This is a genomic window from Actinokineospora sp. UTMC 2448, assembly GCF_024760565.1.
GTDB lineage: Bacteria > Actinomycetota > Actinomycetes > Mycobacteriales > Pseudonocardiaceae > Actinokineospora > Actinokineospora fastidiosa.
Genome location: NZ_CP031087.1, coordinates 2258511 through 2280268, shown reverse-complemented (window position 1 = coordinate 2280268; position 21758 = coordinate 2258511). Strand labels below are relative to the sequence as shown.

23 protein-coding genes and 4 pseudogenes are annotated in these 21758 nt (G+C 65.8%); 5 read left to right on the top strand and 22 right to left on the bottom strand.

Annotation, left to right across the window (positions count from 1 at the left end; translation table 11 throughout):
• The first annotated feature begins 175 nt into the window (after positions 1–175).
• On the top strand, positions 176–460 hold the full coding sequence (locus Actkin_RS10895; protein ID WP_258906952.1) for a hypothetical protein: 285 nt from the start codon (positions 176–178) through the stop codon (positions 458–460).
• A 101-nt stretch (positions 461–561) separates the two neighbouring features.
• Positions 562–699, top strand: a complete 138-nt coding sequence (locus tag Actkin_RS10890) for a hypothetical protein (protein WP_258906951.1) — start codon at positions 562–564, stop codon at positions 697–699.
• Between the two features lie 5 nt (positions 700–704).
• On the opposite strand, the gene Actkin_RS10885 is transcribed toward Actkin_RS10890, so the two are convergent.
• Entirely contained in the window at positions 705–1070 is a 366-nt protein-coding gene (locus Actkin_RS10885) for a DUF1330 domain-containing protein (protein ID WP_258906950.1), read from the bottom strand.
• A gap of 476 nt (positions 1071–1546) precedes the next feature.
• On the opposite strand from Actkin_RS10885, the gene Actkin_RS10880 reads away from it, so the two are divergent.
• Positions 1547–1876, top strand: a complete 330-nt coding sequence (locus Actkin_RS10880; RefSeq protein ID WP_258906949.1) for a hypothetical protein — start codon at positions 1547–1549, stop codon at positions 1874–1876.
• A 74-nt stretch (positions 1877–1950) separates the two neighbouring features.
• On the opposite strand, the gene Actkin_RS10875 is transcribed toward Actkin_RS10880, so the two are convergent.
• The 10 genes and pseudogenes from Actkin_RS10875 to Actkin_RS10835 form a co-directional block, all read right to left on the bottom strand.
• Positions 1951–2409: an ATP dependent DNA ligase gene (locus Actkin_RS10875; RefSeq protein ID WP_258906948.1), complete on the bottom strand. Its 459-nt coding sequence runs from the start codon at positions 2407–2409 to the stop codon at positions 1951–1953.
• Positions 2396–2692 (bottom strand): tetratricopeptide repeat protein, encoded by a 297-nt coding sequence (locus tag Actkin_RS32720; RefSeq protein ID WP_396122955.1) that lies wholly within the window; start codon positions 2690–2692, stop codon positions 2396–2398. The genes Actkin_RS10875 and Actkin_RS32720 overlap by 14 nt, the downstream gene beginning before the upstream one ends.
• 762 nt (positions 2693–3454) lie before the next feature.
• The gene (locus tag Actkin_RS10870) at positions 3455–3742 is read right to left on the bottom strand and encodes a hypothetical protein (RefSeq protein ID WP_258906947.1); all 288 of its coding nucleotides are present in this window, start codon (positions 3740–3742) and stop codon (positions 3455–3457) included.
• On the bottom strand, positions 3735–4802 hold the full coding sequence (locus Actkin_RS10865; protein ID WP_258906946.1) for a hypothetical protein: 1068 nt from the start codon (positions 4800–4802) through the stop codon (positions 3735–3737). Before Actkin_RS10865 ends, Actkin_RS10870 begins: the two co-directional genes overlap by 8 nt.
• Before the next feature lie 84 nt (positions 4803–4886).
• Positions 4887–5078: pseudogene (locus tag Actkin_RS10860) on the bottom strand (RHS repeat-associated core domain-containing protein); the annotation flags it as partial.
• Positions 5079–5248: 170 nt separating this feature from the next.
• Positions 5249–6091: an RHS repeat domain-containing protein gene (locus Actkin_RS10855; protein WP_258906945.1), complete on the bottom strand. Its 843-nt coding sequence runs from the start codon at positions 6089–6091 to the stop codon at positions 5249–5251.
• 121 nt (positions 6092–6212) lie between these two features.
• Positions 6213–6320: pseudogene (locus tag Actkin_RS10850) on the bottom strand (pentapeptide repeat-containing protein); the annotation flags it as partial.
• Positions 6321–6428: 108 nt separating this feature from the next.
• Positions 6429–6572, bottom strand: coding sequence for a hypothetical protein (locus Actkin_RS10845; protein ID WP_258906944.1), 144 nt, complete (start codon positions 6570–6572; stop codon positions 6429–6431).
• Positions 6573–6796: 224 nt separating this feature from the next.
• Positions 6797–6997 (bottom strand): annotated as a pseudogene (locus Actkin_RS10840) (glyoxalase); the annotation flags it as partial.
• The gene (locus Actkin_RS10835; RefSeq protein WP_258907902.1) at positions 6955–10125 is read right to left on the bottom strand and encodes a LamG-like jellyroll fold domain-containing protein; all 3171 of its coding nucleotides are present in this window, start codon (positions 10123–10125) and stop codon (positions 6955–6957) included. The gene Actkin_RS10835 and the pseudogene Actkin_RS10840, both read right to left, overlap by 43 nt.
• A gap of 364 nt (positions 10126–10489) precedes the next feature.
• Here Actkin_RS10835 and Actkin_RS10830 point away from each other — a divergent pair, with 364 nt between their 5' ends.
• Entirely contained in the window at positions 10490–10945 is a 456-nt protein-coding gene (locus tag Actkin_RS10830; protein ID WP_258906943.1) for a hypothetical protein, read from the top strand.
• On the opposite strand, the gene Actkin_RS10825 is transcribed toward Actkin_RS10830, so the two are convergent.
• The 11 genes and pseudogenes from Actkin_RS10825 to Actkin_RS10780 all read right to left on the bottom strand — a co-directional run bounded on the left by Actkin_RS10825 (position 10937) and on the right by Actkin_RS10780 (position 20962).
• Positions 10937–11686, bottom strand: coding sequence for a DUF5131 family protein (locus Actkin_RS10825; RefSeq protein ID WP_258906942.1), 750 nt, complete (start codon positions 11684–11686; stop codon positions 10937–10939). The two genes, Actkin_RS10830 and Actkin_RS10825, sit on opposite strands and share 9 nt — an antisense overlap.
• A gap of 68 nt (positions 11687–11754) precedes the next feature.
• Positions 11755–12171 carry a histone-like nucleoid-structuring protein Lsr2 gene (locus Actkin_RS10820; protein ID WP_258906941.1) on the bottom strand — a complete coding sequence of 139 codons (417 nt, stop codon included), beginning with the start codon at positions 12169–12171 and terminating at the stop codon, positions 11755–11757.
• 1412 nt (positions 12172–13583) lie between these two features.
• Positions 13584–13877 carry a hypothetical protein gene (locus Actkin_RS10815; RefSeq protein WP_258906940.1) on the bottom strand — a complete coding sequence of 98 codons (294 nt, stop codon included), beginning with the start codon at positions 13875–13877 and terminating at the stop codon, positions 13584–13586.
• A 1002-nt stretch (positions 13878–14879) separates the two neighbouring features.
• Entirely contained in the window at positions 14880–17135 is a 2256-nt protein-coding gene (locus Actkin_RS10810) for a hypothetical protein (protein WP_258906939.1), read from the bottom strand.
• 510 nt (positions 17136–17645) lie between these two features.
• Positions 17646–18245, bottom strand: a complete 600-nt coding sequence (locus tag Actkin_RS10805) for a phospholipase D-like domain-containing protein (protein WP_258906938.1) — start codon at positions 18243–18245, stop codon at positions 17646–17648.
• Between the two features lie 4 nt (positions 18246–18249).
• A complete protein-coding gene (locus tag Actkin_RS10800) occupies positions 18250–18444 on the bottom strand; it encodes a hypothetical protein (protein ID WP_258906937.1) in 195 nt (64 codons plus the stop codon).
• A gap of 27 nt (positions 18445–18471) precedes the next feature.
• Positions 18472–18516 (bottom strand): annotated as a pseudogene (locus tag Actkin_RS32715) (hypothetical protein); the annotation flags it as partial.
• A 14-nt stretch (positions 18517–18530) separates the two neighbouring features.
• On the bottom strand, positions 18531–18977 hold the full coding sequence (locus Actkin_RS10795) for an SdrD B-like domain-containing protein (RefSeq protein ID WP_258906936.1): 447 nt from the start codon (positions 18975–18977) through the stop codon (positions 18531–18533).
• Between the two features lie 11 nt (positions 18978–18988).
• Complete coding sequence (locus Actkin_RS10790) at positions 18989–19576, bottom strand: peptidase M10A (RefSeq protein ID WP_258906935.1); 588 nt, start codon at positions 19574–19576, stop codon at positions 18989–18991.
• A gap of 4 nt (positions 19577–19580) precedes the next feature.
• Complete coding sequence (locus Actkin_RS10785) at positions 19581–19730, bottom strand: hypothetical protein (RefSeq protein ID WP_258906934.1); 150 nt, start codon at positions 19728–19730, stop codon at positions 19581–19583.
• 188 nt (positions 19731–19918) lie between these two features.
• On the bottom strand, positions 19919–20962 hold the full coding sequence (locus Actkin_RS10780) for a DUF2726 domain-containing protein (protein ID WP_258906933.1): 1044 nt from the start codon (positions 20960–20962) through the stop codon (positions 19919–19921).
• A gap of 294 nt (positions 20963–21256) precedes the next feature.
• Here Actkin_RS10780 and Actkin_RS10775 point away from each other — a divergent pair, with 294 nt between their 5' ends.
• Positions 21257–21682: a hypothetical protein gene (locus Actkin_RS10775; protein WP_258906932.1), complete on the top strand. Its 426-nt coding sequence runs from the start codon at positions 21257–21259 to the stop codon at positions 21680–21682.
• Positions 21683–21758: the final 76 nt, after the last annotated feature.

The window sequence follows — 21758 nt, the reverse complement described above, 5'->3', positions numbered from 1 at the left end:
CGCCCCTTCGATCCGTTACCGAACCGCGACCGATGGTAGGTGCGACGGCTTGGCTCCGGACAGGGGTAATCGTGAGCCAGAAACGTGACAAAAGCCGGACAGCCGCCCTTTGGTCGCTCCGCCAGGGTCGGCGAGGAGAGGATCTCGTCGCGCTTCTCGCTTCGCCCTGCAGGGCATGGTGGCCGCGCTGCGAACGTGCGTAATCGGGCAGCGGCACCGCGACGGTCTGCAGCGATCCGCGGCGTTCACCCACACCCCGCCGCACCTGACGGGGACCGACGCGATCGAGCACACACGCCAGCTCAGTGAGGTGTTGCTCGGTGTGATCGAAAACCGGTTCGATCGCGCCAGTTCGGGCCCCGACCGGTCGTTCGGCGCCGACCTCGGCAGCTATCGCGAGGTGCTCGTCGCGCTCGGCCACCGGCAGGTGGCGACGGTGCTGACCAGTTCCCCAGGCTGACTGCCAAGATCGTCCGGCACTCGACGGGCACGCACGCGTGGACCGCCCGCGAGCAAGGCCTGCGTCTGGTCGTCCTGCTGGGCACCGGCGCCCGAGACACCGTGCTCGCCGTTCTCGGTGCCCATCGCGACACGTCGATCGTCAAGCAGCACGTCGTCGATGAGTTGGTGTGGTTCGACCGGGTCGAGTCCGACGGGTCCGGCTGCCTGCTCCGCGTCCGGCAGCCGTTCTGGCGCTGACCGACTCAGGTCCAGGGCGTGGTGGCCTGCAGCACCGCTTCGGTCAACGCCTGGGTGCGCAGGTGCGTCACGCCCTGGTACTCCGGATCGGAGATCATCTTCTGAAACGCCGCCCGATCGGGATAGCGGACGATGACCACCGCGTCCCAGCTCTGCCCGTCCTCGGCGACCAGCACGGTGGACCCGCTGCCCGCGTAGAGCACCTTGGCCCCGTAGCGCGGCAGGAACTTCTCGCTCACCTGCCGCGCGTACTCCTGGTAGGACTGAAACCCGCCCTCGGCGAACCGCAGCAGATTGAGCATCACCACCGGCCCACCAGGGTCCTCATCCTGGAGTAGGGCAAGCCGGGCACCATCAGGGTCGATCGCCATGGCGCACATCCTCACAGCCCGGCCCCCCGCCCCGCATCGGCGAAATCACCGGTGCCCGCTGCCTGCCTGCCGCTCAGCTCTTAGCTGGTGGACCGCCATAGAAAGACTCGATGATTAAGCAGCCATCATGAATCCCCTGGCAGCTCTGTGCACAACCTTTGTCGATCCCACTTAGGGCTCGAACCTGCGCAGGTGGCATGAGCGCATGTCCAGCACGAGCGCGTGCTCCAGATTTGCTCCACCTACCCCAGTGTGAACCGGTCTGACGCCGGATGAGATCGAGAAGAGCATTGCCGCTGACGCTTACAGCCACATGGCGAACGGTGGGATCATGCCCATAGCGGCACCCAAGGATTCTCCGGTCCGCTCGAGCGTCGAGTCCAGGTCGGGGATTTCGACCTCGGCTATCGGATGGTCCAGACTCCTGATAACGTGTACCGAGTTTCCACCTACTGGCTCAACAGCTAGGGTTGATCATGTCCAGCCTTGACCAAGCGATGCGCGCGCTGATGGTGTCGCGCGGTGAACCTGCGCAGGGTTCCATCAACGAATCCACTCGAACCTTTGTCGGGCTGATCACCTTCGCCGACTCGGAGGACATTCTCGCGGCATTGCGGGCGGTCTTGGCGGAGGACTGGATGGCCCTTCCGGCCTGGGCTCGCAACCTGGCTTACCGGCTCGCGTGTTTGCAGCGTCCGGGCGATGCGGCTTTGCTGCGGGAAGCGGCCAACGACCTGCTGTGCTTCGGCCCGGACTGGGATAGCGTGGCCGCAGAACTGCAGAGTCAGGCGACCAAAATCGAATAAGCCAGCGTTCGATCGCCGTATCATGACAGGCCCGCACGATGGTGACATCGTGCGGGCCTCGTTATGGAACGGAGCTAAACCAGCGGGATGCGGCTGGTACTCCTTCGGGGTTTTCGTAAGGCGTTGGGTGCCGTGGATCTGCTGCTGGACGAGGTTGATGACGGCTGACCGGAGGCTTGGCATGTGGATGCCCTCGCGGGAGTGGACATGATGCTCCACCTCACCGACCAGCCGGGGCTGGACCCAGCGGGCCCGGCGTGCGTAGAGGGTGGGCACGAGGTCGTCGAACGGGCTGGAGTCGCGGGCAGCTCGTGCAGGAAGTTCTGCAGGTCGTCGAGCGTGTGTTGGGTGAAGCCAGTGCTGACGTTGCCGACGTAGCGCAGCCGCCCGTCGGCCTGGTCGTGCACGCCGAGCAGCAGCCCGCCAGGCCTCGCGGTGCGGCGGCCTTCGCCGGGGTCCAGCCTCCGATGACGACCTCCTGAGTGAGGCGCAGCGCGGTCTTGATCCAGGAAGTGCGTGCTAAGGAGACTCATCCAAGATGGCTCGGGCAGAGTTCACTCTGGGGAGGTATTGCCAAGCCCGAGCGACATCCTCTTCACGTCCCTGCTGCCGGTAAAACTGTAGCGCCAGCTGCCATATGCGTCGCGCTTGGCCGTAATCACCGAGGGCAAAGTACGAGCAGCCAAGTTTTTCAAGTGTGTCAGCCTCAAGGTAGGTGTCGCCAATGGTTTTCCGTAGCTCAAGAGCCTGTCGGTATTGGTCGATGGCCTGTAGATGCCGACCGGCGCGATGATCGATAGAGGCGAGGATCTCCAATGTGTCAACTGTGCCGGCATGGTTATCGAGCCAATGGTTCGCAAGAAGGGCTTCCCGTCCAGATTTTTCGACCTAGATCGAAGTTATCCAGCCGAGCGTGACACCGCGCAAGGTGGATGAGCATGATGGCTATGCCGACCTTGTTGTCGAGTTTTCGAAAGAGACGCAGGCCTTGATTGGCGTGATATAGCGCTCGTTGTCCTTCATTTTCTTGTTGCCACACGAATGTGAGTACCCGATGCGCGCTAGCCTGCTGCCCGTAGTCCCGCGCTTGGTCGCAATCTCAAGAGAGCTTGTCGGTGCCGCATCACAGCCTCAGAATACCGTCCAAGCCGACTCAGGGCAGCACAGTGCACACGGTATGCCGCGCTACGAAGGTGAAGGGTCGGCGAGTTCCTCAGCGGCCACTACTGCGTCAGAGAGATTGCAACGAAACAGTGAAAGGGGGCGAGGTTCCAGTCGACACCAGCGAAGTCGACGCGGGGTTCCGGCAGTGGATGCGAGGGAACAACTGCCATCCGAACGGGCTTCCCGCGACCATGCGCCCCTTGAACTGGCAACCGTGCCTGCCCCACTGCGCACGGCAGCACGATCGCGCGAGAACGGAACTCTTGGTGGAACGGCGTCTCGACAACGACCGATCTCTATCAGGAGTTCCTTCCCATCCGACGCCGTCGCATTCTCACCAAAGCGACGAGTGATCTCGAGCCCACCACGTAAACTGCCCGATCTGCACATCCTTTATGGCCGACGATCTGAAGGTCAGGATTTACCGCCATCGGGACGAGCTGCAAAAAGTCCAGCGAGGACAGAACGCCCCACGTCGTTCAAATCGTCCGGAGACACTGCTAGTTTCATGTCACGATCGAAGCAGGCCAAGATTCGATAGCCATCGGGCAGCGACATACCTGTGGCCGATTTGAGAACATGAAGCAGATTGAATGCGGTCATACGAAAGTCTGGATCGAGACCGAGCCGTTCCACCACATCATCATTCAGGGGGACGCCACCGACCAGCATCTTACGAACCGCATCGTAGAGTTTATCCATACATGTCACCTCCGGAACATGACTTCGACATTTGGCAGTGACAGCCACCGAGGTAAATCCATAACGAGCCACCCATTTTACCAGTGAAAGTCCGGGCTGCGGCCTGCTCAGGTGTCATGCCCTGCGAAACCAGGCTGTTAAAGGGGTCTAGATTACCCGGCACCGCGGGGGACCCATTTTGCTTGGATAGCGCTGATATCATCCAGCCCGAAGCGGTCGACAACTTCGGCAAACATCTCCGAGCCGCGCGGCGTTCCTCGCCCTTTTCGATCGCGAAGGACAGAACACCGTCGTTCAAATCGGCGATCCCTCCGCCATCACCATCGTATGTGTTGGCGTAGGTTCCACAGTTCGAGTTGGTCCAGATTCGGCCACTTCGTTCTCCGCTGCCCGTGTACATCCCTCCTTGAGCGCAAGCCCCCTCGAGTTCTGCCGTCGCGGGGGGAAGTGGCGCGGACCCGGACAGCCCGGTGGACTGATCGATGTCCTGCTTGTCGCCTGCGAACACCGGTGCCGGGATCAGGACACCGAGGCCGACTGGAGACGCGTTGTTACTCGCTTCAGCGAGTTGGGCGATGTTCCCAGCGATTGTGGGAGCACTGTCCGGGCGGGCTGCTGCAGTGAGCGCGCGGGCAAGGACCTCGGCCTGTCGCAGATCTTGAACTGCGCGAACGGCCTGATCTATCTGTTTGATGAGTTCAGGAACACTGGCGCCGTCCGGAGGACCTTCGCCGCCCGGACGGTCTCCGCCGCCAGGCGGGGGCTGTGGAGGTTGTCCTGGCAAGGGTACGTTCGATCCACCTCCGCAGATCAGGGCCAATGCGTTGACCAGCAACCGCAGCATGCTGACCGCTTGCCCTACCTTGGCGCGGTTTGCGGCGTTCTTGAGGGGGTTGTTGCCTTTCCAAGAGGTATCGGGATCGATGAACCGGCCGATTTTGTAGGCACCTCGGGCGATGCCGATGCTTGTTCCAGCGCCCGCCTGCGCGACGGCGGTGCCAGCGGCCGCTACCGCCGCGGCAGCAGCTCCAGCGGCGATCTGTCCCCATGGGATGACCAAGGGGATGAGCGGAAGGGGCACACGTCCGCTCGGGTCAGCGTTTGTCAGGGGGTTGGCTGCCGCGTACCCGTACCGGTTGACGCTGGTGTTGTCCCGGGGGTCGAGAGGGGTGGTGTCCCGCGAGGTGAACTGGCTTGCGCCGGGGTCGTACGAGCGAACCCCCGTGTTGACGTTGCCGGTCGTGGGGTCGGTGTACTGGTGCTGGTAGCCGAGCGCGGGTTGTGTGCCGTTGGTGGCCGTGGTTTCGCCGAAGGGTGTGTAAGTGCGGGACCCGATCAGGTTGCCGGTGGTGGGGTCGGCGAGGGCGTAGAGGTCGGTGAGGGGGATACCGGTGCTTCCCCTGTGGAGTGGCCGAGAAGGGCGCCGGTGTTGGTGTGGGTGTAGTTCGCGGTTCCGTCACCTGTGATGGTGATGCCCTGGCGAGGTAGGTCAGGTTGGTAGAGCCGTTATTGGTGAGGGGCCGAGGGCGTCGTACGAGTAGGTGACGGCCCCGTCGGCGACGAGTTCGTCGAAGGCGTTGAAGGTGAGGTTGGTGGTGGTGCCGCCGGTGGTGCGGGTGGCTTGGGTGCCGCGGGGTGTGTAGGTGTAGCTGGTGTCGCCCTTGTGAGCAGTTGGTTGCGTTCGTTGTAGGTGGCGGTGTCGGGGCCGTCGCGGGTGAGGTTGCCTGCTGGGTCCCACTCGTAGGTGATGGTGTCGGTGCCGTTGTTCCACGAGGTCAGGCGACCGGCCTGGTCGTAGCCGTAGGTGTTGGCCGAGGCTCCGGCGACGCCGGTGGTGGTCTTGCTGGTCAGCCGGTCCTCGGTGTCGTAGCCGTAGGCGATGGAGGCGGTGGTGGTTCCGCCGGGTGCGGTGATCTTGTCGAGGGTGAGGCGGTTGAGCGCGTCGTAGGTGTAGGAGCGGTTGGCCCCTGCTCCGTACTGGACGGCGGTGAGGCGGCCTGCGTCGTCGTAGTCGTAGGTGCTGGTGACGCCGGTGAGGGGGTCGGCCGCGGTGGCGAGCAGCCCGCGCGGGTTGTAGGTGTAGCTGGCCGTTCCGGCGGGGGTGGTCGTGCTGGTGAGGTTGTTGTCGCCGTCGTAGGCGAAGGAGGAGTCGCCGGAGGGGCCGGTGGCGGTGAGCAGGTTGCCGCGGTCGTCGTAGGTGTAGTTGTTGTGCCCGCCCGGGGCGGATGCGCCGGTGAGGTTTCCGACGAGGTTGTAGTCGAAGAGCCTGCCGGGTGTGGTGGTGTCACCGCCGGTGGCGTTCTGGTAGGTGAGGTTGCCGTGGGGGTCGTAGGTGTTGGTGATGACCACGCCGCCCGGCTTGGTGATCTTGTGGAGTTGTCCGCGTGCGGTGTAGGCCGCGGTGTAGGTCCGATCAGCGGCGTTGGGGGTCTGGGCGGTAGCCGGCTCCTGTGTGAACTCCGGAAGGCCCCAGGCGTTGATAGGCGCACAGCACGTTGACGATGGTCTGCCGCTGCTCGACGTGGTCCTGGGCCAGGCGTTCCAGGGCGTAGAGCCCACCCAGCCGGGCCGGGGTCCGACGCCGGATAACCCAGCAAGCAGGAAATCCCGTAACCGCGTACTCACCACACCGTCGTCCACCGGAGCCGACGACAGATCAGCCAGGAAATCCCCATCCGGGAACTCCTCAGTGGTAGGGCTCGGTGAGCTGGCGCGGGTCGAACCCGGTCCTGATCGCGATGGCGTCGCTGGTCTCCGGTGTGGGGTCCACCGGCTCGGCGGTGCCATCGACGATGACGACATCGCGGGTCGGTCCGAGGCTGAGCCGCACTCGGGCATCTGCCAGCAGGGTGTGGGTGGTGATCGAGGTTCTCGGTGTCGATTGAGGAATGCGGTGCTGTCCCAGAGGTAGGAGAGAGGGGCGAGGTGGGTGCCGCCGCCGGTGGAGTCCGAGGTCGCGACCCGGACATCGACATCGGAGGCCGGTTTCACGCGAGTGTCGCGCAGTCTCTCGGCAAGTCCACGCGGCGGCGGGCCTGTCATGTTTCCTCCGGTTCAGGATGTGTGCGCAGGTGATTCGGCCTGCCAGGCGAACCCGTCGGGGTCGATGAAGGACCCGGCGTCGCCGCCGATCGTGAGTCGGTGCGATCCGGTGCCCTCGGGAGAGACGCCTGCGTCCTTGGCGAGGGCGCGGCGTCGGTACAGCGCCAGTTTCACCGGGCTCGTCCCCGCGTCGAACTCCACGTACATGCGGCCAATGCGGTGTGGGTGATGTTGCCCAGCGGGTCGCGGCTGTCGACTGGCTCGCCGTAGGTGTTGTAGCCGGTCTTGGAGACCGGGGTCGCGGTCGTCGCTGTCTGCCCGTGGGACTCCACGGAGACCGGTGCGGCGGTCGTGCTGATCCGACGCCCCAGGACGTCGTAGCCGTACTTGGTGGTGTAGTCCGCGGCGGTGGCACCGGTCGCGGTGCCGCGAGGGTCGACCTCGGCGAGGACCAGGCCGCGCTCATCTCGGGTGAAGCGGCTGGTGAGCCAGTCACTTGCGCCCAGACGGGTCGTGCGAGTGAGGACGCGGCCCATCGCGTCGTACTGCGCCTCGACCGAGCTGACCTGGTTCCCTGCGGCATCCTCGACCCGGACGCTCGTGGGGTTGTCGTTGTGGTCGTAGCCGGTGTTGGTCGTGCGCAGCACCGTGTCGCCGTCGCGATCGGTGGCTCGGAACAGCCGGCCGCCGAGGTCATATTCGTAGGTCGTGCTGTAGCGGCCATCGCCGCGGTACGAGGTCGCGATCTTTCCGTTGCCGGTGTAGGTGTACGCGGTCAACTGCAGATCGCGGGTGGTGCCCGCTGGGTCCTGGTAGTCGGCGAGGTGCTCGGCCGCCAGGAGGTTGTCGTCGTAGTAGGTGTACTTGATCGTGCGGCCCATCGCGTCGGTGACGCTGGCCAGCCGTCCGGCAGGGTCGTACGCGCGTGATTCGAGCACTACGTCGCGGGCGGCCTGGCCGTCACCGGTGAAGCCCTTGACGGTGACGGCGGCCAACTGGCGCCTGGCGTTGGTGTAGGTCGAGATGAGTTCGGTGCCCGCGGCGTCGACCGTGCGGATCACCTTGCCGTACACATCGTGCTCGGTGGTGGTGACACCACCTTCGGGATCGGTGACGGTGGCGATCCGGCCGTGGTTGTCGTAGGTGAACGCCGTGAACCGGTGCGGGTCGTTGCCCTGCGCGTCACTCACAGAGGTCGAGGCGATGGTGCCGTCGGGATTGAAGACGGTGATGGTGCGCCGTTGATGTTCGGCACCGGTGACGGCGTTGGTCGTCGCGGGTTCGACGATCTGGATGACCCGGGAGGCTTGGTCGTAGGTGTAGGTCGTGGTCGCGCCGTCGGGTGCGGTGCTCGCCGTTTCGGTGTGGGTCACCACACGACCGAGGGCGTCATAGGTGTAGGCGGTGCGGAGGCCCGCGGCGTCGGTGCTGCTGGCCAGGTCACCTGCGCTGGTGTAGCTGAACGTGGTGATCCCGCCATTGGGATCCTCGGAGGTCGCGAGCAGTCCCGGGGGCTGGAGGCCACCGCCGGGCGCGGCCTCGGTCCCTGCTGTGTACGTATGCGTGGTGGTGCGGACTTCCGAGCCCGTCCTCCCGAACACGCTGGTATCTGTCAGCTGGCCTGTAGGGGTGTAGCTGAACGTGGTGACGTAGCGGGGGTCGCCCGGCCCGGACGACCGGGCATCCCTGAAGCCGATGACGCGGTCGTTCAGCGGATCGAGCGCATCGTCGGGGTTGAGGTGGTAGGAGGTGTAGCTGGTGTGGCAGACACCGGTGTCGGTGTCGCGGCATTTCGTGTGGGAGATGGGGTTGCCGCGCTTGTCGTTGACGTAGGTGGTGACGTTGCCGTTCTCGTCTGTCACCTTGTGGAGGAAGCCGCCCACGTCATAGGTGTAGACGGTCGTGGCGCCCTCGGCGTTGGTGGCCGAGACGAACCGGCCACCGCGCGTCGGGTCGTAGGTGTAGGTGGTGACGTGTCCGCCCGGCGCGGTCTTGTGCACTACGGTGCCCACGGTCCTGGCGGAGTAGTGCGAGGCGATGCTCGCGAGGTCCAAGGGGCGGTGGTAGACGGCGACCTCGCCGATGCTGCCGTCGAAGTGTCCCCAGTCGTCGGCGGGCGCGGCAGGCCAGTCCAGGTTGCGCAGCCAGCCCGCGCCGACGAGTGTTTCGGAGCGGAAGTTGCCGATACTTCCCTTGAGCGTGCCGACGAGGTTGCCGTCGAGGTAGAGCCATTGGTAGTCGGTGTCGCCGGAAAGGGCCACGTGGTGCCACTTGCCGTCGTTGACGGCCTGGTCGGTGACGATGCCCTGGACACTGCCCTGCCAGAAGTGCCCATACAGCTTGCCGTCGGTCCCGACGTAGAGCACCGGAGTGGAACCCGTGGCGGTTTGACCGGGAAGTTTGTCGGCGATGGAGAACAGCACGCCACCGTCGGCGCTGGAAGTCTGGAACCACAGCTCGACCGAGAGCCGGGTCCGGCCTCGGATCTGGTCCGGGGGAAGGCGGAGATAGCTGGACGTTCCGTTGAACGTGACGGCTCCAGCTCCCCGCATCGGTGACGGCGCCGCGAGGGTGACGTCGTGGTACGTGCTGTGGGCCATGGTCGTGTCCACGGCCGCGTAGGGGCTGCTGGCGTCGTCGTCAAGGCGCCACAAGGTGTGTGACGCGGACGCGCGGAGTGCGGACAGGTAGCTGTTGTGGTCACCGCGGGCGTTGTAATGGGCGGCTGCGTCAGCGGCGCTGAGCGCGTGCTGGTAGTGCGCGACGTGCCCGATCTCGCCTGCGAAGTGTCCCCAGTCGTCGGTCGGCGCCGCGGGCCAGGGCAGGTTGCGAACCCAGCCTGCGCCGAGGAACGTGTGGGTGCGCCAGTTGCCGATGCTTCCGGCCAGCGTGCCTACCTCGACACCGTCGAGGTAGAGGGCTTGGGTGTTGGTGCTGCCGGAGAGTACGACGTGATGCCATGCGCCGTCGTTGACCGGTGCCGCGGAGACGATCCCGTTGACGCTCGCTTGCCAGAAGTGGCCGTAGAGCTTGCCGTCGGTACCGACATTGAGGATGGGGGACGAGTTGCCGGCCGTGGCCACTTCGGGGGTGTGGTCGGCGATCGAGAACAGCACGCCGCCCGCCGTGGAGGTCGTCTTGAACCATAGTTCGATCGACATCTCGCGGGAGAGCTTGACCGTGTCGTCGGGAAGCCGGACGTAGCTGGTCTCGCCGTCGAAGTGTCGGGCCGATGTGCCCGGGAACGGCCCTGGGACCTGCGCGTTGCCCGCGAAATGATGGTAGGTCCCCCGGCGCAGTTGGGGTTGACCGTCCGCGCGGTCGCCGGAGGTCTCGTCCATGCGCCAGTGACCCGCCGGGTTCGATGCCGTGACGCTGGTGCCGTAGCGGAACCCGTCGCCTTCCACCGTCGGGGTGTCGACGGTGTAGGTGCCGCCGTGCTCGTCGGTGTACTGGGAGACGCGGTCGGCGCGACCGTCGTAGGCGAGTTGCACGCTGGTCGCCCCGCCCGGGCGGATGATCTTGGTCAGCCGGTCGGCTCCGTCACGGGCGGCGTAGTGCTCGGCGACCGTGCTGGCTCCGAGGGGGTGGTCGTAGAACGCCACTTCGGCAAGGTGTCCGTTGAAGTAGCCGTTGACGTCGGTCGGTTCGGCGGGCCAGGCGCGGCTGGTCAGGTAACCGCGCGCGAGGAAGTTGTGATGGTCGATGTTGATCAGCGATCCGGCCTGGGATCCAACCGCGACGCCGTCCAGGTACTTCGAGCTGATCGACCGCCGCGGCGAGGCCCTCTACCTGGTGTTCGGCACCAACCACCCCTTGGGCGTCGACAAGATGAAGGCGGCGCTGTGGGACGTTGACCCCGTCAACGGGGTCGGCTTCCGTGACCCTCGAGACGAGCAGCATGAAACCCTGTTCGATGTAAACGAACCTGACCTGGCGCCGCTGGGTCGCTTGTTGCTGCCCCAGATTGCCGCAGCAGGCGCCGACGGCGTACGCGTGCGCACCCTGCAGCAGTTCGCCCTCCACGAGACCGTCTTCCGGCCTCAGCACGTCATCACCTCACTCCTCCCCCTTCGCGAGTGCGGCAGAATCCAGGTCAATCCCGCCAAGGGGCGGCTGCAGTCGAGCAGCTTCGTTCGCGTCCCCCCGGCATCAGCTTGAGGCGGCTACCACCGGCATCGCGTCATGAACGATGCCGTCGAGTTCGCGGCCGAGCGCCTTCGCATGACGTCCACCCCACTGCTTATGGAAGAACGCCACCTGCGTCTCCGCGCACCTGTCCCGGATACCACGCACCCACGCTGGCTCGCAGGCCCGAGCGCCCGGCCCCGACTCACCGCCCGTGATCACCCAGTGGATCCCGCTCAGATCAAGGTCATCAAGCGGTCCGAGCAACGGCTCCGCCGAAACGAAGCGCACGGCAGCGGGAACAACCCGCAAATCGTCAATCCGGCCGAGCTCCGCCGCCGTTTCGACGGACACACCCATCCACAGGTTCGAGGGCCACTCCAAGCGATCAGCGAAGCGGCGCAGGCGAGTCGAGCGCTTGGTCAGCAACTGATAGGTGTGCTGCGGAGTGTCTGCGATGACCTCGAACACCTCACGCACGAACCCGATCGGCACCTTGGCATGGAACAGGTCCGACATCGAGTTGACGAACACCAACCGCGGGCGGCTCCACTTGTACGGCAACTGCAGGGCCGACCGGTGCACAGTGACGCCGAAGCCAGGTCCAGACGTCCGAGGGTCACCATCAACCTGGTACTTCGACGCACCCATCGCCTTCAGACGCCTCGCCAACGTCAAGGCGTAGCAGTGGTCGCAGCCACTGGACACCTGGTCGCACCCCGTCGTCGGGTTCCAGGTGGCTTCGGTCCACTCGATCGCACTGTTGTCAGCCATTGCTCTCCAGACGTGGGGCGCACGCATGCTACCCACGACCACCGACTACCCGATCAAGCTACAACCCCTCAACCCGAGAAGGCCGCCAGCTTGGGCTTCCCGCCCTTCGGCTTGCCTCCTCCAGCCGGAGCAGCCTGAGCGCTCTCGTAGGCTTCGATCACGGACCCGGGGATGCGCCCGCGCTCGGAGATGTCGTGGCCGTTCTGCCGCGCCCACTCGCGGATCGCCTTGGTCTCCTCCTTCGAGCGGCTCTCACCGCTACCTCCACTCGTCGTCTGCGTGCCGCCTCCCCGCTTGACCCGGCCGCCGGTCCGCCTGGCCGCCGAGATGAACTCCCCCAGCTCAGTCCGAAGCCTGGTCGCGTTGGACGTGCTCAGGTCGATGTCGTAGCTGATGCCGTCGAGGGCGAAGCTGACGGTCGAAATATCCTCACCGGCAGAACCGTCGAGGTCGTCGAAGAGCTGCACAATGGTCTTACGCGCCATGGGAGGTTCCTTCTCAGCGAATCCGAATTACCGTGCATGATTACAAACTCGAAACCACCCTAAACCAGAACCGCGATCTAGGCGAGCGCGCGACAGCTGCTCCCCGCGGCTTGCACGGTTGTAACAGGCCAGCTCGCCTTCTCGACCCAGGAGGATCGACCAATGGAACCCGTGGTGCGTTAGACGAGCTTGATGAGCTGTCGGGCATGTTGCTTGCCGAGCTGGACAGGGAGCCGTACCCGCGCCTCCCGTTCGGTGCGTATGCCCCGCCTCAAGCTAAGGGCTGTGACGTAACGCGCCAGACATCTACCGTCGGTCCGCTGCACGCTCTGGCCCCGGTGAAGCACCGCCGGACGACCAGCTCGCGATCGTGGACGACACTGGTGACCACCCGGGACCACCGCCTCACCGCCCACACCCTAGGCGACACTGCCTCCGGGATCGCTGCTCCAGGACATCAACGCCGACCGCAGCGTCCTCCTGGTCGAGCCGAAGGAAATTTGTCCCCGACGCCCTGGCCCGCCTTCCCGCGAACAAGCAAAGCCGGGTACGGCTTATCGAGCCAGGGCTGCCCGGTCCGGTACCCGGCTTCAATCCACTTGCCGGAGCGCGGGAGGACGCCGTGCGCCGGGCCGATTCGCTCCTCGGGCTGTTCCGCGAGCTGTTTGGCGCCGCCATCGGTCCTCGCTCGTCTGACTGCCTCGTCCCAGACCCTGATCATGGCCGCGTGCCTCGACGATGGCCATGCTGCCCGACGTCCCGGTGCTGCTGAGCGACAGCGGCTTCCGGCGACGCGTGGCTGAGAAGACGAGCAACCTTTCGACCATCGGCCCGTGGTTGGCCTGGTTCGACAGCTATCCGAACTGGAGCAGGCCTACGTGGTCATGCCAATCCTCAATAAGACCCGGGCGCTGACCGTCCCGGTCCGATCCGCCAACTGCTCGGCCAGGCCACGCCAGGGCCACACCTCGACGATCTCTTCGACGAGGCGCGCATCGTGCTTATGGCAGCCTGCTGCTGTCGCAACTCCGCGAAGCCATTCAGCGTCAAACGCCCACGAGCGAGCGTCGTCCCGTTTCGGTTGTCGTCGACGAAGGCAATGTTCAGCTCTGGCATGATTTCGCTGACATGCTGGCCACGGCCCGCGGCATGAACGTCTCGTTTACCTAGGCGCATCAGCACCTCAAGCAGTTGTCACCAGACCTGCGCGCCGTAGTACTAGCTAACGCCCGGTCGCGTTTAGCCTTCCGACCCGCCCGGGCAGACGCCCGAGCGAGCTGGCCGCCATCCTTAGCGGTGGCATCACCCGGACGATCTGCTCGCCCTCGGTGCGTACGAAGCCGCTGCCGCCGTCCTCGACGGCGGCGCGGCCGGTCCGCCCATAGCCGTGTGCACGCTGCCACTCCTCTGCGCTAGGGTGCGCCCCCTTCGGGTTCGATTAAAGGCGGCGAGCCGTCGTCTTTCCCATCGGCTTGCGGATCACGGCTCTGAACTGCTTCCAGTTGTATCAGAAGATTCAACGCACGCTCACGCTCCTTCGCCGTCTTTCCGTTGAGGGCTCGACGGACGAGCGATCGCCTGGTGCACTCTCGGAGGACGGTACTTAAAGCATTCGGACCGAACTTGAGCAGAATAAACAGCGTCGTCAGCGCTAGTGCGCCGACAGAACCTGTCGAGAAGAACGCCTTTAATACTTCCAACTCCACTGATGGCTCCTACGCACTAGGCGGAGCCAAGGAGCGAGTTACGCAGACACGTGGCTACCGCGGACAACCGGGGATGAGGTCATCCGCCTCGCGCTAGGGCCGCGGGTAAGATGGCAGGAAGCAGTTATCAGGCGTCCAGGCGACCGTGCTTGCCCGACGCTTCCCCATACCCGACTGCCAGCCAAACTCGCAACTCTTAAAGCGCAAAAGATGAGGCCGGCGCTACGTTGCAACCGTGCGAACTCAGCCAGAAAACCGCGCACAAGATCACGGAAGTTCAGACGACCATTAGCTCGAGAAAGCAGTCTCTGAATGTTGGACAACTTCAAGGGCAGCGGTGCCCACATTGACGCGCTAGCGACAGGAAGTTGACGCTCTACCGGAGTTTGATCGGCGACATGAGAGAGCCAAGGCTTAATTCCACCGCCAGGGTCAGGTCGAACGACATGAGCCTGTTGGATCTCACAAGGATCGACGCGCCCGGACGCGAAACCACGTTTAGTTTCCGGGCGATCTTCCTCGTCCGCCCAACTAAACCTGCTTAAGGTCCGCCGACGGCTCTGACAAGGTCCGTCGAGAAGATGTTCTCGTATCAGAGACGCCAGGTAGTCCCGCCCGAAGTGGTCGAGCAGGTCGACAAAACTGCCTGACACCTTGTCGATGTCGCGCAGCGCTGTCATAAAGCTGGAGCAGGACTAGCGGTCACCGGTCCCGGACGCGGCGGCACACGGGTAGGGATGCACCCGAAGCTGGCGTCGGTCTACACCTGCGCGCTCACCGAACGTGTCGCCGACGCGGACCGGCTGCATCCGGTGACCGATCGCATGCTGCCGACCACCATGCTGTCTGGTCGGACGCTTGAGCGCTTGGTCAACACGCGCAGCGAGGCGCCACCGTGGCATTCAAGCGTTCCTTACGGGGTTGCTTCAGAACGACTTGTTCGCGTGGTGCGGGCCCGGAAGTCAGACAGCGCCCGTGCCGCCACCGGTGCGTTGACCGACATCATGCGGCGGACCTCGGCCAGAAGTTCGACGGCTGACCGCCCGTCGTACGCGGCGTCCGGGCAGTCGAGGTGCTCGCTGACATCGTCGGTGAAGACTTCGAGTAAGGTCTGCAGAAGGTCAGGTAGCAGTCGATCTCGCTGCGCAGGCGGATTCCGCCTGGGCTAGCGCCTGCGCTCACGGTCTTCCACGTGATGTCGCCATGCCCGCGCTCATGGATCTCGTTGGACATGCCGATCAGAAACTCGATCACGGCCGGGATGCCGTCGTCCTGGTCGGCGAGCTGGCGTGCGGCGTGCACGTACGCGTGGCATTTGTCGGTGATGTCGGCGCTGACGACGGCTTGGGCGAACTCACCGAGCGAACGGTGGGTCTCGCCGAGATCGTGCACCGCGATGGCGACCCGGGCCAGGTCCCGCGGCAGACCGCCGGACAAGCAATGGCAGAGCCAGATGAACGGTTTGGGTATGCCGATCGCTCGGTACGCGAGCCAGCGCTGCGATTCGCCGAGCGTGAACGGGTCGACGCGGATCATGGAGGTGAAGGCGCTGTCGAAGGCGTCACGGGCAGGCATCCCTCGACGCTCGAATGCGGTCAGGGCGTCTTCGGAGACCGAGACCAGGTAGACGCAGTGCCGAACGCCGAAGATGCCTTTGATGTCGTTGAGGAAGCTGTGGGCTTCGTCGGGGTCTGCGATCTTGTCCAACTCGTCGATGGCGATGACGATCGCGCTGAGCCTGGTGGTGATCAGCACGTCGCCGACCAACTCCAGGAAGTCGCGGAGACGCTCGACCACCTCGGGATAGGTCAGCGGTTGTTCGGCATTGGCGGTGCTCCTGGTCGGCACCGGTTCGATACCGCCCATACCTGAGATCTTGCCGGACCACCCGCTCGTGCGCGTCTGAAGGAACCTGATGCGCCGTAGCTGCTGGCGTGCAACAGCGCACAACGCGGCTTCCGCCGGAGTGCGCTTGCGTTTCAGGCGAGAGTCGACGAAGGCAGAGACCGCTGAGGTGAGGCCGTTGAACAACGGTATCGCGAAACTGCGCACGGCGATCCATACGGTGACAGCGGCGAGGAACACCAGCGCCACCAACGCGAGGCCCTGCAGCGGCGCCGTCGAGATGACTTCGCGCGGCTGCTTCTCGAACGACTCAGCGAACGGAACGACTCGAGCAAGGGGATCCATGACCGCGTCTCCATCACGCCTCCAGCCGAGATGGATGACGCAGAAGGCGGCGACGAGGATCGCTGCGCACTGGATCAGGCCGCGCAACCACGTCCAAGCGGTCGACCGAAGCTGGTAGAGCCGATGACGACGGGTCCAATGCCGCCTGCTGTCCGACCTGCGTGGCCCGTCCGGGGACGAGAGTTCATCGAGGACGGCACGGCAGACGCTGGCGTGCACGTGCAGGACGAAGTCTCGCGCGTCGTATCGGACAGGTGCGGTCGTGAGCACGCCGAGCACCCGCGCGCGTTCGGGATCGGTGAACTCGTTGCGCACGGCGCGGTCGACGATCGTCGTCTTGCCAGCACCCCGGCTACCCGCGACGCCCACAGCGGCGGACGTCCCCCTGTTGATCTCGCGGACGCAGGCGCGCACCGCCGCGGTCGGCACAAGGGGCCCCTGGCCCGCAGGAATCATCAAGCCGCTGGCATCGCGCAATCTCAGCATGGTGCTGAACTGCGGATTTGCCTGTCCCCCGAGCCAGCCTCGCAACTCGGGGATCAGTACCTCGTCCCGCAGCTCGCGCTGGATCTCCCACCAACGGGTGGGCAAGCCAGCCGCCAGCCTGACATGGTCTACGGCCCAGCGCAGCCACGTGCGCACGGACGGCGGCAAGCCGAACAGCAGCATCGCTATCGCCGCGCCGGTGAGGATGAGAACCGCAAACTCGACGAGCCGAGACAACAGCAGGTCGCTGACGAACAAGTCGAGCAACGCTGCCACGAAGAAGGTGATCGCTGCTCCGTAGAGCAGGCGCACATCCTCCACCGTCGGTTGCCAGTCCGCAGGCCATGCCTTGGGTCGCGCCTGCCGATGTGCGGTCATTCTGTCCCAGAGGTGGTTGACCGGCTCGTACTCGACCTGCGCTCGGGCGAGTACCGCTGGGTCGCGTGCCACCTCGTTGACGACTGACCCGGGATGCAGACCCATCCGTTCGATCTCGGCAGCGAACTCCTCCCGATCGACCAACCGGTCGAGGATGCGTCCCACGTCCTTGGCAAGCTGCTCTGCGAGTCTGCGTTCGGGCATCCCACGTCCTGGTCGCCGGTTCAGGCCGATGATCTTATCGGGCCGTACCGCGTGCGGTGGGGCAGATCGGTGTCGTAGCCGTTCTGCTGCTGCCCAGGCGGCGCCGCCCCATTCCGCCGCCCATCGGCATGGGCATCATGCCGCCCGCACCACCCGTGGCAGCACCAGGAGCGCCATCACCGCGAATGACCGCTGCGTTGCCTGCTCCGGTGCCACATTGGCCCGCGAGCCGCGAGACACCGACGGTGCCTAGGACGCTTGAGGTTCCGAGGTAACGCGCCGAGGCAATCGCAGGCCACGGGCTGACCGAGGTCGCCCGGATGATCCGCTCATCGCGGCGGTGGGCGCAGGACGTGCTCGCCGACGAGGAAGAGCAGCGCCAGCAGTAACGGCACCAGCCGCCCGGTGGATTCCAGACGACACGTGGCCTCTAGCTCACGAACAGGTCAGCCACCATCAGGCCGGCGGCGGGCGCGCAGGGGAACGGGCGCCCGTCGCCCGCGGTGTGAGCTACGGATGGTGGGTGGTGATCGCTGCGTCGATGATCGCGGCGCACGTGGCGTGTCGGTCGTCGACCGCGGCGGCTGCGCGGATGAGGGTTCCTTCCTCTCGGCGGTACACCCGGGCGGGGCCGCCGCGGTAGGACAGCCAATCGAAGCTGGTGTTGACCCAGGTGTCGTCGTAGATCAGGTCGTGCGGGAGGGGTTCGTCGACGCGCACGAGGGTGAGGTTGTGGTGGGTGTCGGCCAGGCGCTGGAGGCGGTTGAGCGCCTCAGGATCGTGGTCGGAGCGGCCGAGTCCGAAAGCGATGCGGGCGGTCATGTCGCGGCGGCGAAGCAGGTTTTTCAGCCGTCCGATCAGGACGTCGGTGATGACGGCGGTGCGCAGGTGCGGGGTGACAAGGAGGAAGTGGCGGCGCGCGTCTGCCAGGGCGGTGGCAAGGTGCTCGGGGTGCTCGAAGGAGGGGACGGTGAGGGCGGCCAGCTCGGCGCGGGCGGTGGCGCTGTCGTCGTCAGCAGCGGTGGTACCGGGCTCGGGGGCTGGCGGTGGTGTGTCGGCGCGCCGCTGCAGGCCGCGGACCATCGAGTGGCGCCAGATTCGAGGTGACATTTGCTCATCGAGGGATTGTTTGAAGGATGACGCGTGTCTCGGTGAACAGGTAGCCGTCGGCCCTGGCACCCGGGGTGATGGCGATGCCGCTGATCGTGTCCCCGGCGGCGGCGCCGCCCGCCGAGCCGGGCGTGTCGGGGCCGTCGCCGTATCCGGTGGGCTGGGTTTGCGCCAGGTGGTGGCTGCCGGGCCGCAGCATGGTGAAGGTGAACCGGCCCAGCCGGTCGGTGGTGGCGGTCCGGGTGGTGCTGTCCGGCTCGGTGAGGGTCAGGGTGGCCGCGGGGATCAGCCTGCCGCGGTCGTCGGCGACGCGGCCGGACAGGGCCGCGGGGACGAGTTCGCCGAAGGTGTAGCCGGTGGCGGACGCGCCCGCGGGCAGCGGGATGTCGGTGATCGAGTCGAACGGGACGGCGATGCCGCCCGCCGTGCCCGCCCGGTCCCGGCCGTCGAGGTAGTCGAGGGCTGGGTCTCGACGACGGCGTAGGTGCCCGGGCCGAGGCCGGGGAAGGCGAAGGAGCCGTCGGGCCCGCTGGCGGTGATCACATCGACCGGGGCGCCGTCCGCGCCGATGCCGGACAGGGTGAGGGGCACGTCGGGGATGCCCGGCTCACCCGCGTCCCGCGTGCCGTTGTTGTTGTCGTCGGCGTACACCGCGCCCGCGACCGACGCGGGCGCGGCAGGCGGGGCCACCGGGAGCAGTGCGATCACGGCGGCCAGCGGTGCGGCGAGCATGGGTGCCTCCTTCATCGGGCGGCGAGCGCTTTGAGGCCCGCGTGGTCGCCCGCGCCGAGCAGCCTGCGCGAGGTGTCGCACGGCCTGCTCGACGGGGCCATCGTCTGGGTTGCGCTGGTGGCCTGGTCCACGTGGGCGAGCCCGGCGGTGTGCAGGCGCTCGTGGGCGACGGTGGTCTCCAGGTCGTAGGCCAGGCGGCAGTTGGCGGGCAGCGTGGTGAACCAGGCGTTGGCGACGTTGTCGAGGAGCACGTCGGCGGCCAGGACCGTGCCGTTGGACCGGAAGTAGGTGCAGGCGTACCCGAGGTACTTCGGCGGCAGCGCGCCCCAACTGGTGACGCTGCGTCCGTCGTTGCCGGTGCACGTCGCCTCCGCGGAGATCTGCGCCTTGGCGGTGGTCGCGCCCGCGTACTGGTAGACCGTCGGGAGATCCGCGGGCAGACCGCAGCGGTTGAGCCCCTTCGCGACGGTGTTCGACGCGCTGGTGATGGCGTTGAGCGCGGTGCCCGCCACGGCGGCCGGGGCGCCCGCGCCGTTGTAGTACCAGGTGTGTGAGTGACCACCCGCTAGTTCCGCAGGGCGTACGAGCGGTCCACACAAGCGTTCACGGTGACTGCCTGCGCAGCCGGTCCGGCCAGGATTGCATGACCGACGACGTAAACCTGCACGCGTGACCCATCCCGACCAGCACCGCCGCCGCCAACACCGCGACCAGGACGAGGCGGCGGATCTTGCCCGTCCTCTTTCTGTCCATGCTCTCGAACTACCTGGCCTGCAGGGTGAGCCCTACCAGCACGAACGGCTGAGAACCGGTAACGACGCGCACAGCACCGCAGCCCTATCGGGTGTTAGAAGCATCGCCAACGGTTGATTGCAGCACCGGAGCGGCGATGGGTGACGGACGCCTGGCTGGGGCGCCGGTGGTCGGGAGGGTGGAGGTCGCTATCTGTGCCGTTTGATCGCGTAGCCGACCTCTACAAGGGCGTTATGGGTACTGAGAGCTGCACCTAGAAGTGAAGGTGCCGTGGTCCAGGGCCCGGCTGGAAGCCAGGGCAGTCGAGCTCGCATGATCTGGTCCCAGCTGTCGTCGGGCTCGCCCTCGTCGAGGGGGTAGCCAGTGCGAACGTAGGCCCGCCCGATGAACGACTTCGCGTAACCGCGCGGGCCGTGCAGCATAACCTCGCACGTCCACGTTTCGATCATGCCGGAGTTTAGGGCTGGCACCGGGAGAGAGAACCACGCCGCAGTCCACGGTGTCTCGCGGGGGTGGGTGGGGTGCGCGCCCACCCAGGGCCAGGCCAACCCGTGCTCGGCTGCGAGGCGGTGAGCAAGACGAGTGACAGCCGGGAATCGGTGCTGAGCCGCGAAGACGAGGTTTACGTCCAGTTCTGGGTGTTCGCCCAACAGGAATGGGTTGTCGCGCTCTGCCGGAGCCATCTGAGCTACATCGGCGTCACGGTCGGCAATGAGCTGCGGCATTTCTTCTCGATGGGCAGCCCAGAGCTGTACTAGCCAGGCGATCGTCGAGAGGTGTTCGCGCTTGTGTAGGAACTCTTCCCCGATACGTATCAAGGGGAGGCCTGAGGCGGCACACAGCCGGTTCTTCCGCAGATCCCGTACCGTAGCCTCCGCGCTTGAGTGCGTTGTTCGTCCGTCGAACTCGACGGCGAACAGGGGATGTGTCGGATTCTCGCCATCCAAGCGGTCGTGGACGACGAAATCGAGGTGTGCGCTAAACGCATACGGCCAGTCCCCGGGCCGAAGCCATGGGTGGTCCCTCGCGAACGGCCCTGCCAGTTGACGCAAGGCCGGAACCAGTACATCACCGAGCATTGTCCCTACCGGCACTGTGGCGGCCGGGTTCTGCGCCGCTGCCATGACACAATCCAGCAGACGAACTTTCTGCGATACGTCATAGCCCAGCGGTGCCAGAACGAACTTGAGTTCACGCAGTGTTCGAATCTCCGGCGGGCTGCTGAACGACACGGACCGAGTCTCCCATGGCGCTCAGATCGGGCCGCGCACCCATCCGCTTGCAGGCTGTTCGCCGATCTCGTTGGGATGCCGACAAGCGTGTCAAGCCGGTCGCCGAAGGCCCCGCCCGGGTAGGCTCAGCCCCACGTCTACGAGGGAGTTCCCAGGCCACCGTCCGGCTTATCCAGCGGTTTGGTCACACGTCCGATTCGGCGGGCAGCCACTCGTCCTCGTTGTCCACGCAGGTCCTGTGTCGAAGCTGTCCGGTCGGTCGCCATCGGGAGCCTCCTGTGTCCGGACCGGTGCATGCCCCATGGAGGCGCCGATCAGTCCGAGCACGCCTGCGAGATCAGCGGCTTCGTCCGCACCGGCACGCTGCCCAGCACCGCCACCGGCCACATCCTCCGGCGCTGCTGGCCCGCTACCGGCGACTACCTGCCCACCCTGCTGCGCGGCGCCCACATCGAACGCCGCGGCCGCAACGCCCTCTTCGCCGTGACGCCCTCTATTCCGCCCACCTCCGCCGTCCCCACACCCGTGCGCGATCACCTCACCGACCAGCCAGCCGAACCGCTCAGCGTCTATGCCCTACTCGACCGACTCGTGCTGGAAGAGGCGTTCACCACCCCCACTACCACCCGCTCCGGCATCCCCCGACTCACTGCCCGCGACGTTCGGAAGCGACTGGTGGCCACCCAAACCCAAAACGTCTCTCACACAACAGGCACGTAACCGGAGAAGGGGTTCGCGGTCGGCCCGCCCCATCCGCTCAGAGTCACTGGTGGATCAGTACACTGGTGGACCATTG

Bases quoted from the DNA above. Each gene is read 5' to 3' on its own strand.
- Actkin_RS10895 (WP_258906952.1), top strand. From the start codon at position 176: ATGGTGGCCGCGCTGCGAACGTGCGTAATCGGGCAGCGGCACCGCGAC.
- Actkin_RS10885 (WP_258906950.1), bottom strand. From the start codon at position 1,070: ATGGCGATCGACCCTGATGGTGCCCGGCTTGCCCTACTCCAGGATGAG.
- Actkin_RS10880 (WP_258906949.1), top strand. From the start codon at position 1,547: ATGTCCAGCCTTGACCAAGCGATGCGCGCGCTGATGGTGTCGCGCGGT.
- Actkin_RS10875 (WP_258906948.1), bottom strand. From the start codon at position 2,409: ATGAGTCTCCTTAGCACGCACTTCCTGGATCAAGACCGCGCTGCGCCT.
- Actkin_RS10870 (WP_258906947.1), bottom strand. From the start codon at position 3,742: ATGGATAAACTCTACGATGCGGTTCGTAAGATGCTGGTCGGTGGCGTC.
- Actkin_RS10835 (WP_258907902.1), bottom strand. From the start codon at position 10,125: ATGGACGAGACCTCCGGCGACCGCGCGGACGGTCAACCCCAACTGCGC.
- Actkin_RS10830 (WP_258906943.1), top strand. From the start codon at position 10,490: ATGTTGATCAGCGATCCGGCCTGGGATCCAACCGCGACGCCGTCCAGG.
- Actkin_RS10825 (WP_258906942.1), bottom strand. From the start codon at position 11,686: ATGGCTGACAACAGTGCGATCGAGTGGACCGAAGCCACCTGGAACCCG.
- Actkin_RS10820 (WP_258906941.1), bottom strand. From the start codon at position 12,171: ATGGCGCGTAAGACCATTGTGCAGCTCTTCGACGACCTCGACGGTTCT.
- Actkin_RS10810 (WP_258906939.1), bottom strand. From the start codon at position 17,135: ATGCCCGAACGCAGACTCGCAGAGCAGCTTGCCAAGGACGTGGGACGC.
- Actkin_RS10805 (WP_258906938.1), bottom strand. From the start codon at position 18,245: ATGTCACCTCGAATCTGGCGCCACTCGATGGTCCGCGGCCTGCAGCGG.
- Actkin_RS10800 (WP_258906937.1), bottom strand. From the start codon at position 18,444: ATGCTGCGGCCCGGCAGCCACCACCTGGCGCAAACCCAGCCCACCGGA.
- Actkin_RS10795 (WP_258906936.1), bottom strand. From the start codon at position 18,977: ATGCTCGCCGCACCGCTGGCCGCCGTGATCGCACTGCTCCCGGTGGCC.
- Actkin_RS10785 (WP_258906934.1), bottom strand. From the start codon at position 19,730: ATGGACAGAAAGAGGACGGGCAAGATCCGCCGCCTCGTCCTGGTCGCG.
- Actkin_RS10775 (WP_258906932.1), top strand. From the start codon at position 21,257: ATGCCCCATGGAGGCGCCGATCAGTCCGAGCACGCCTGCGAGATCAGC.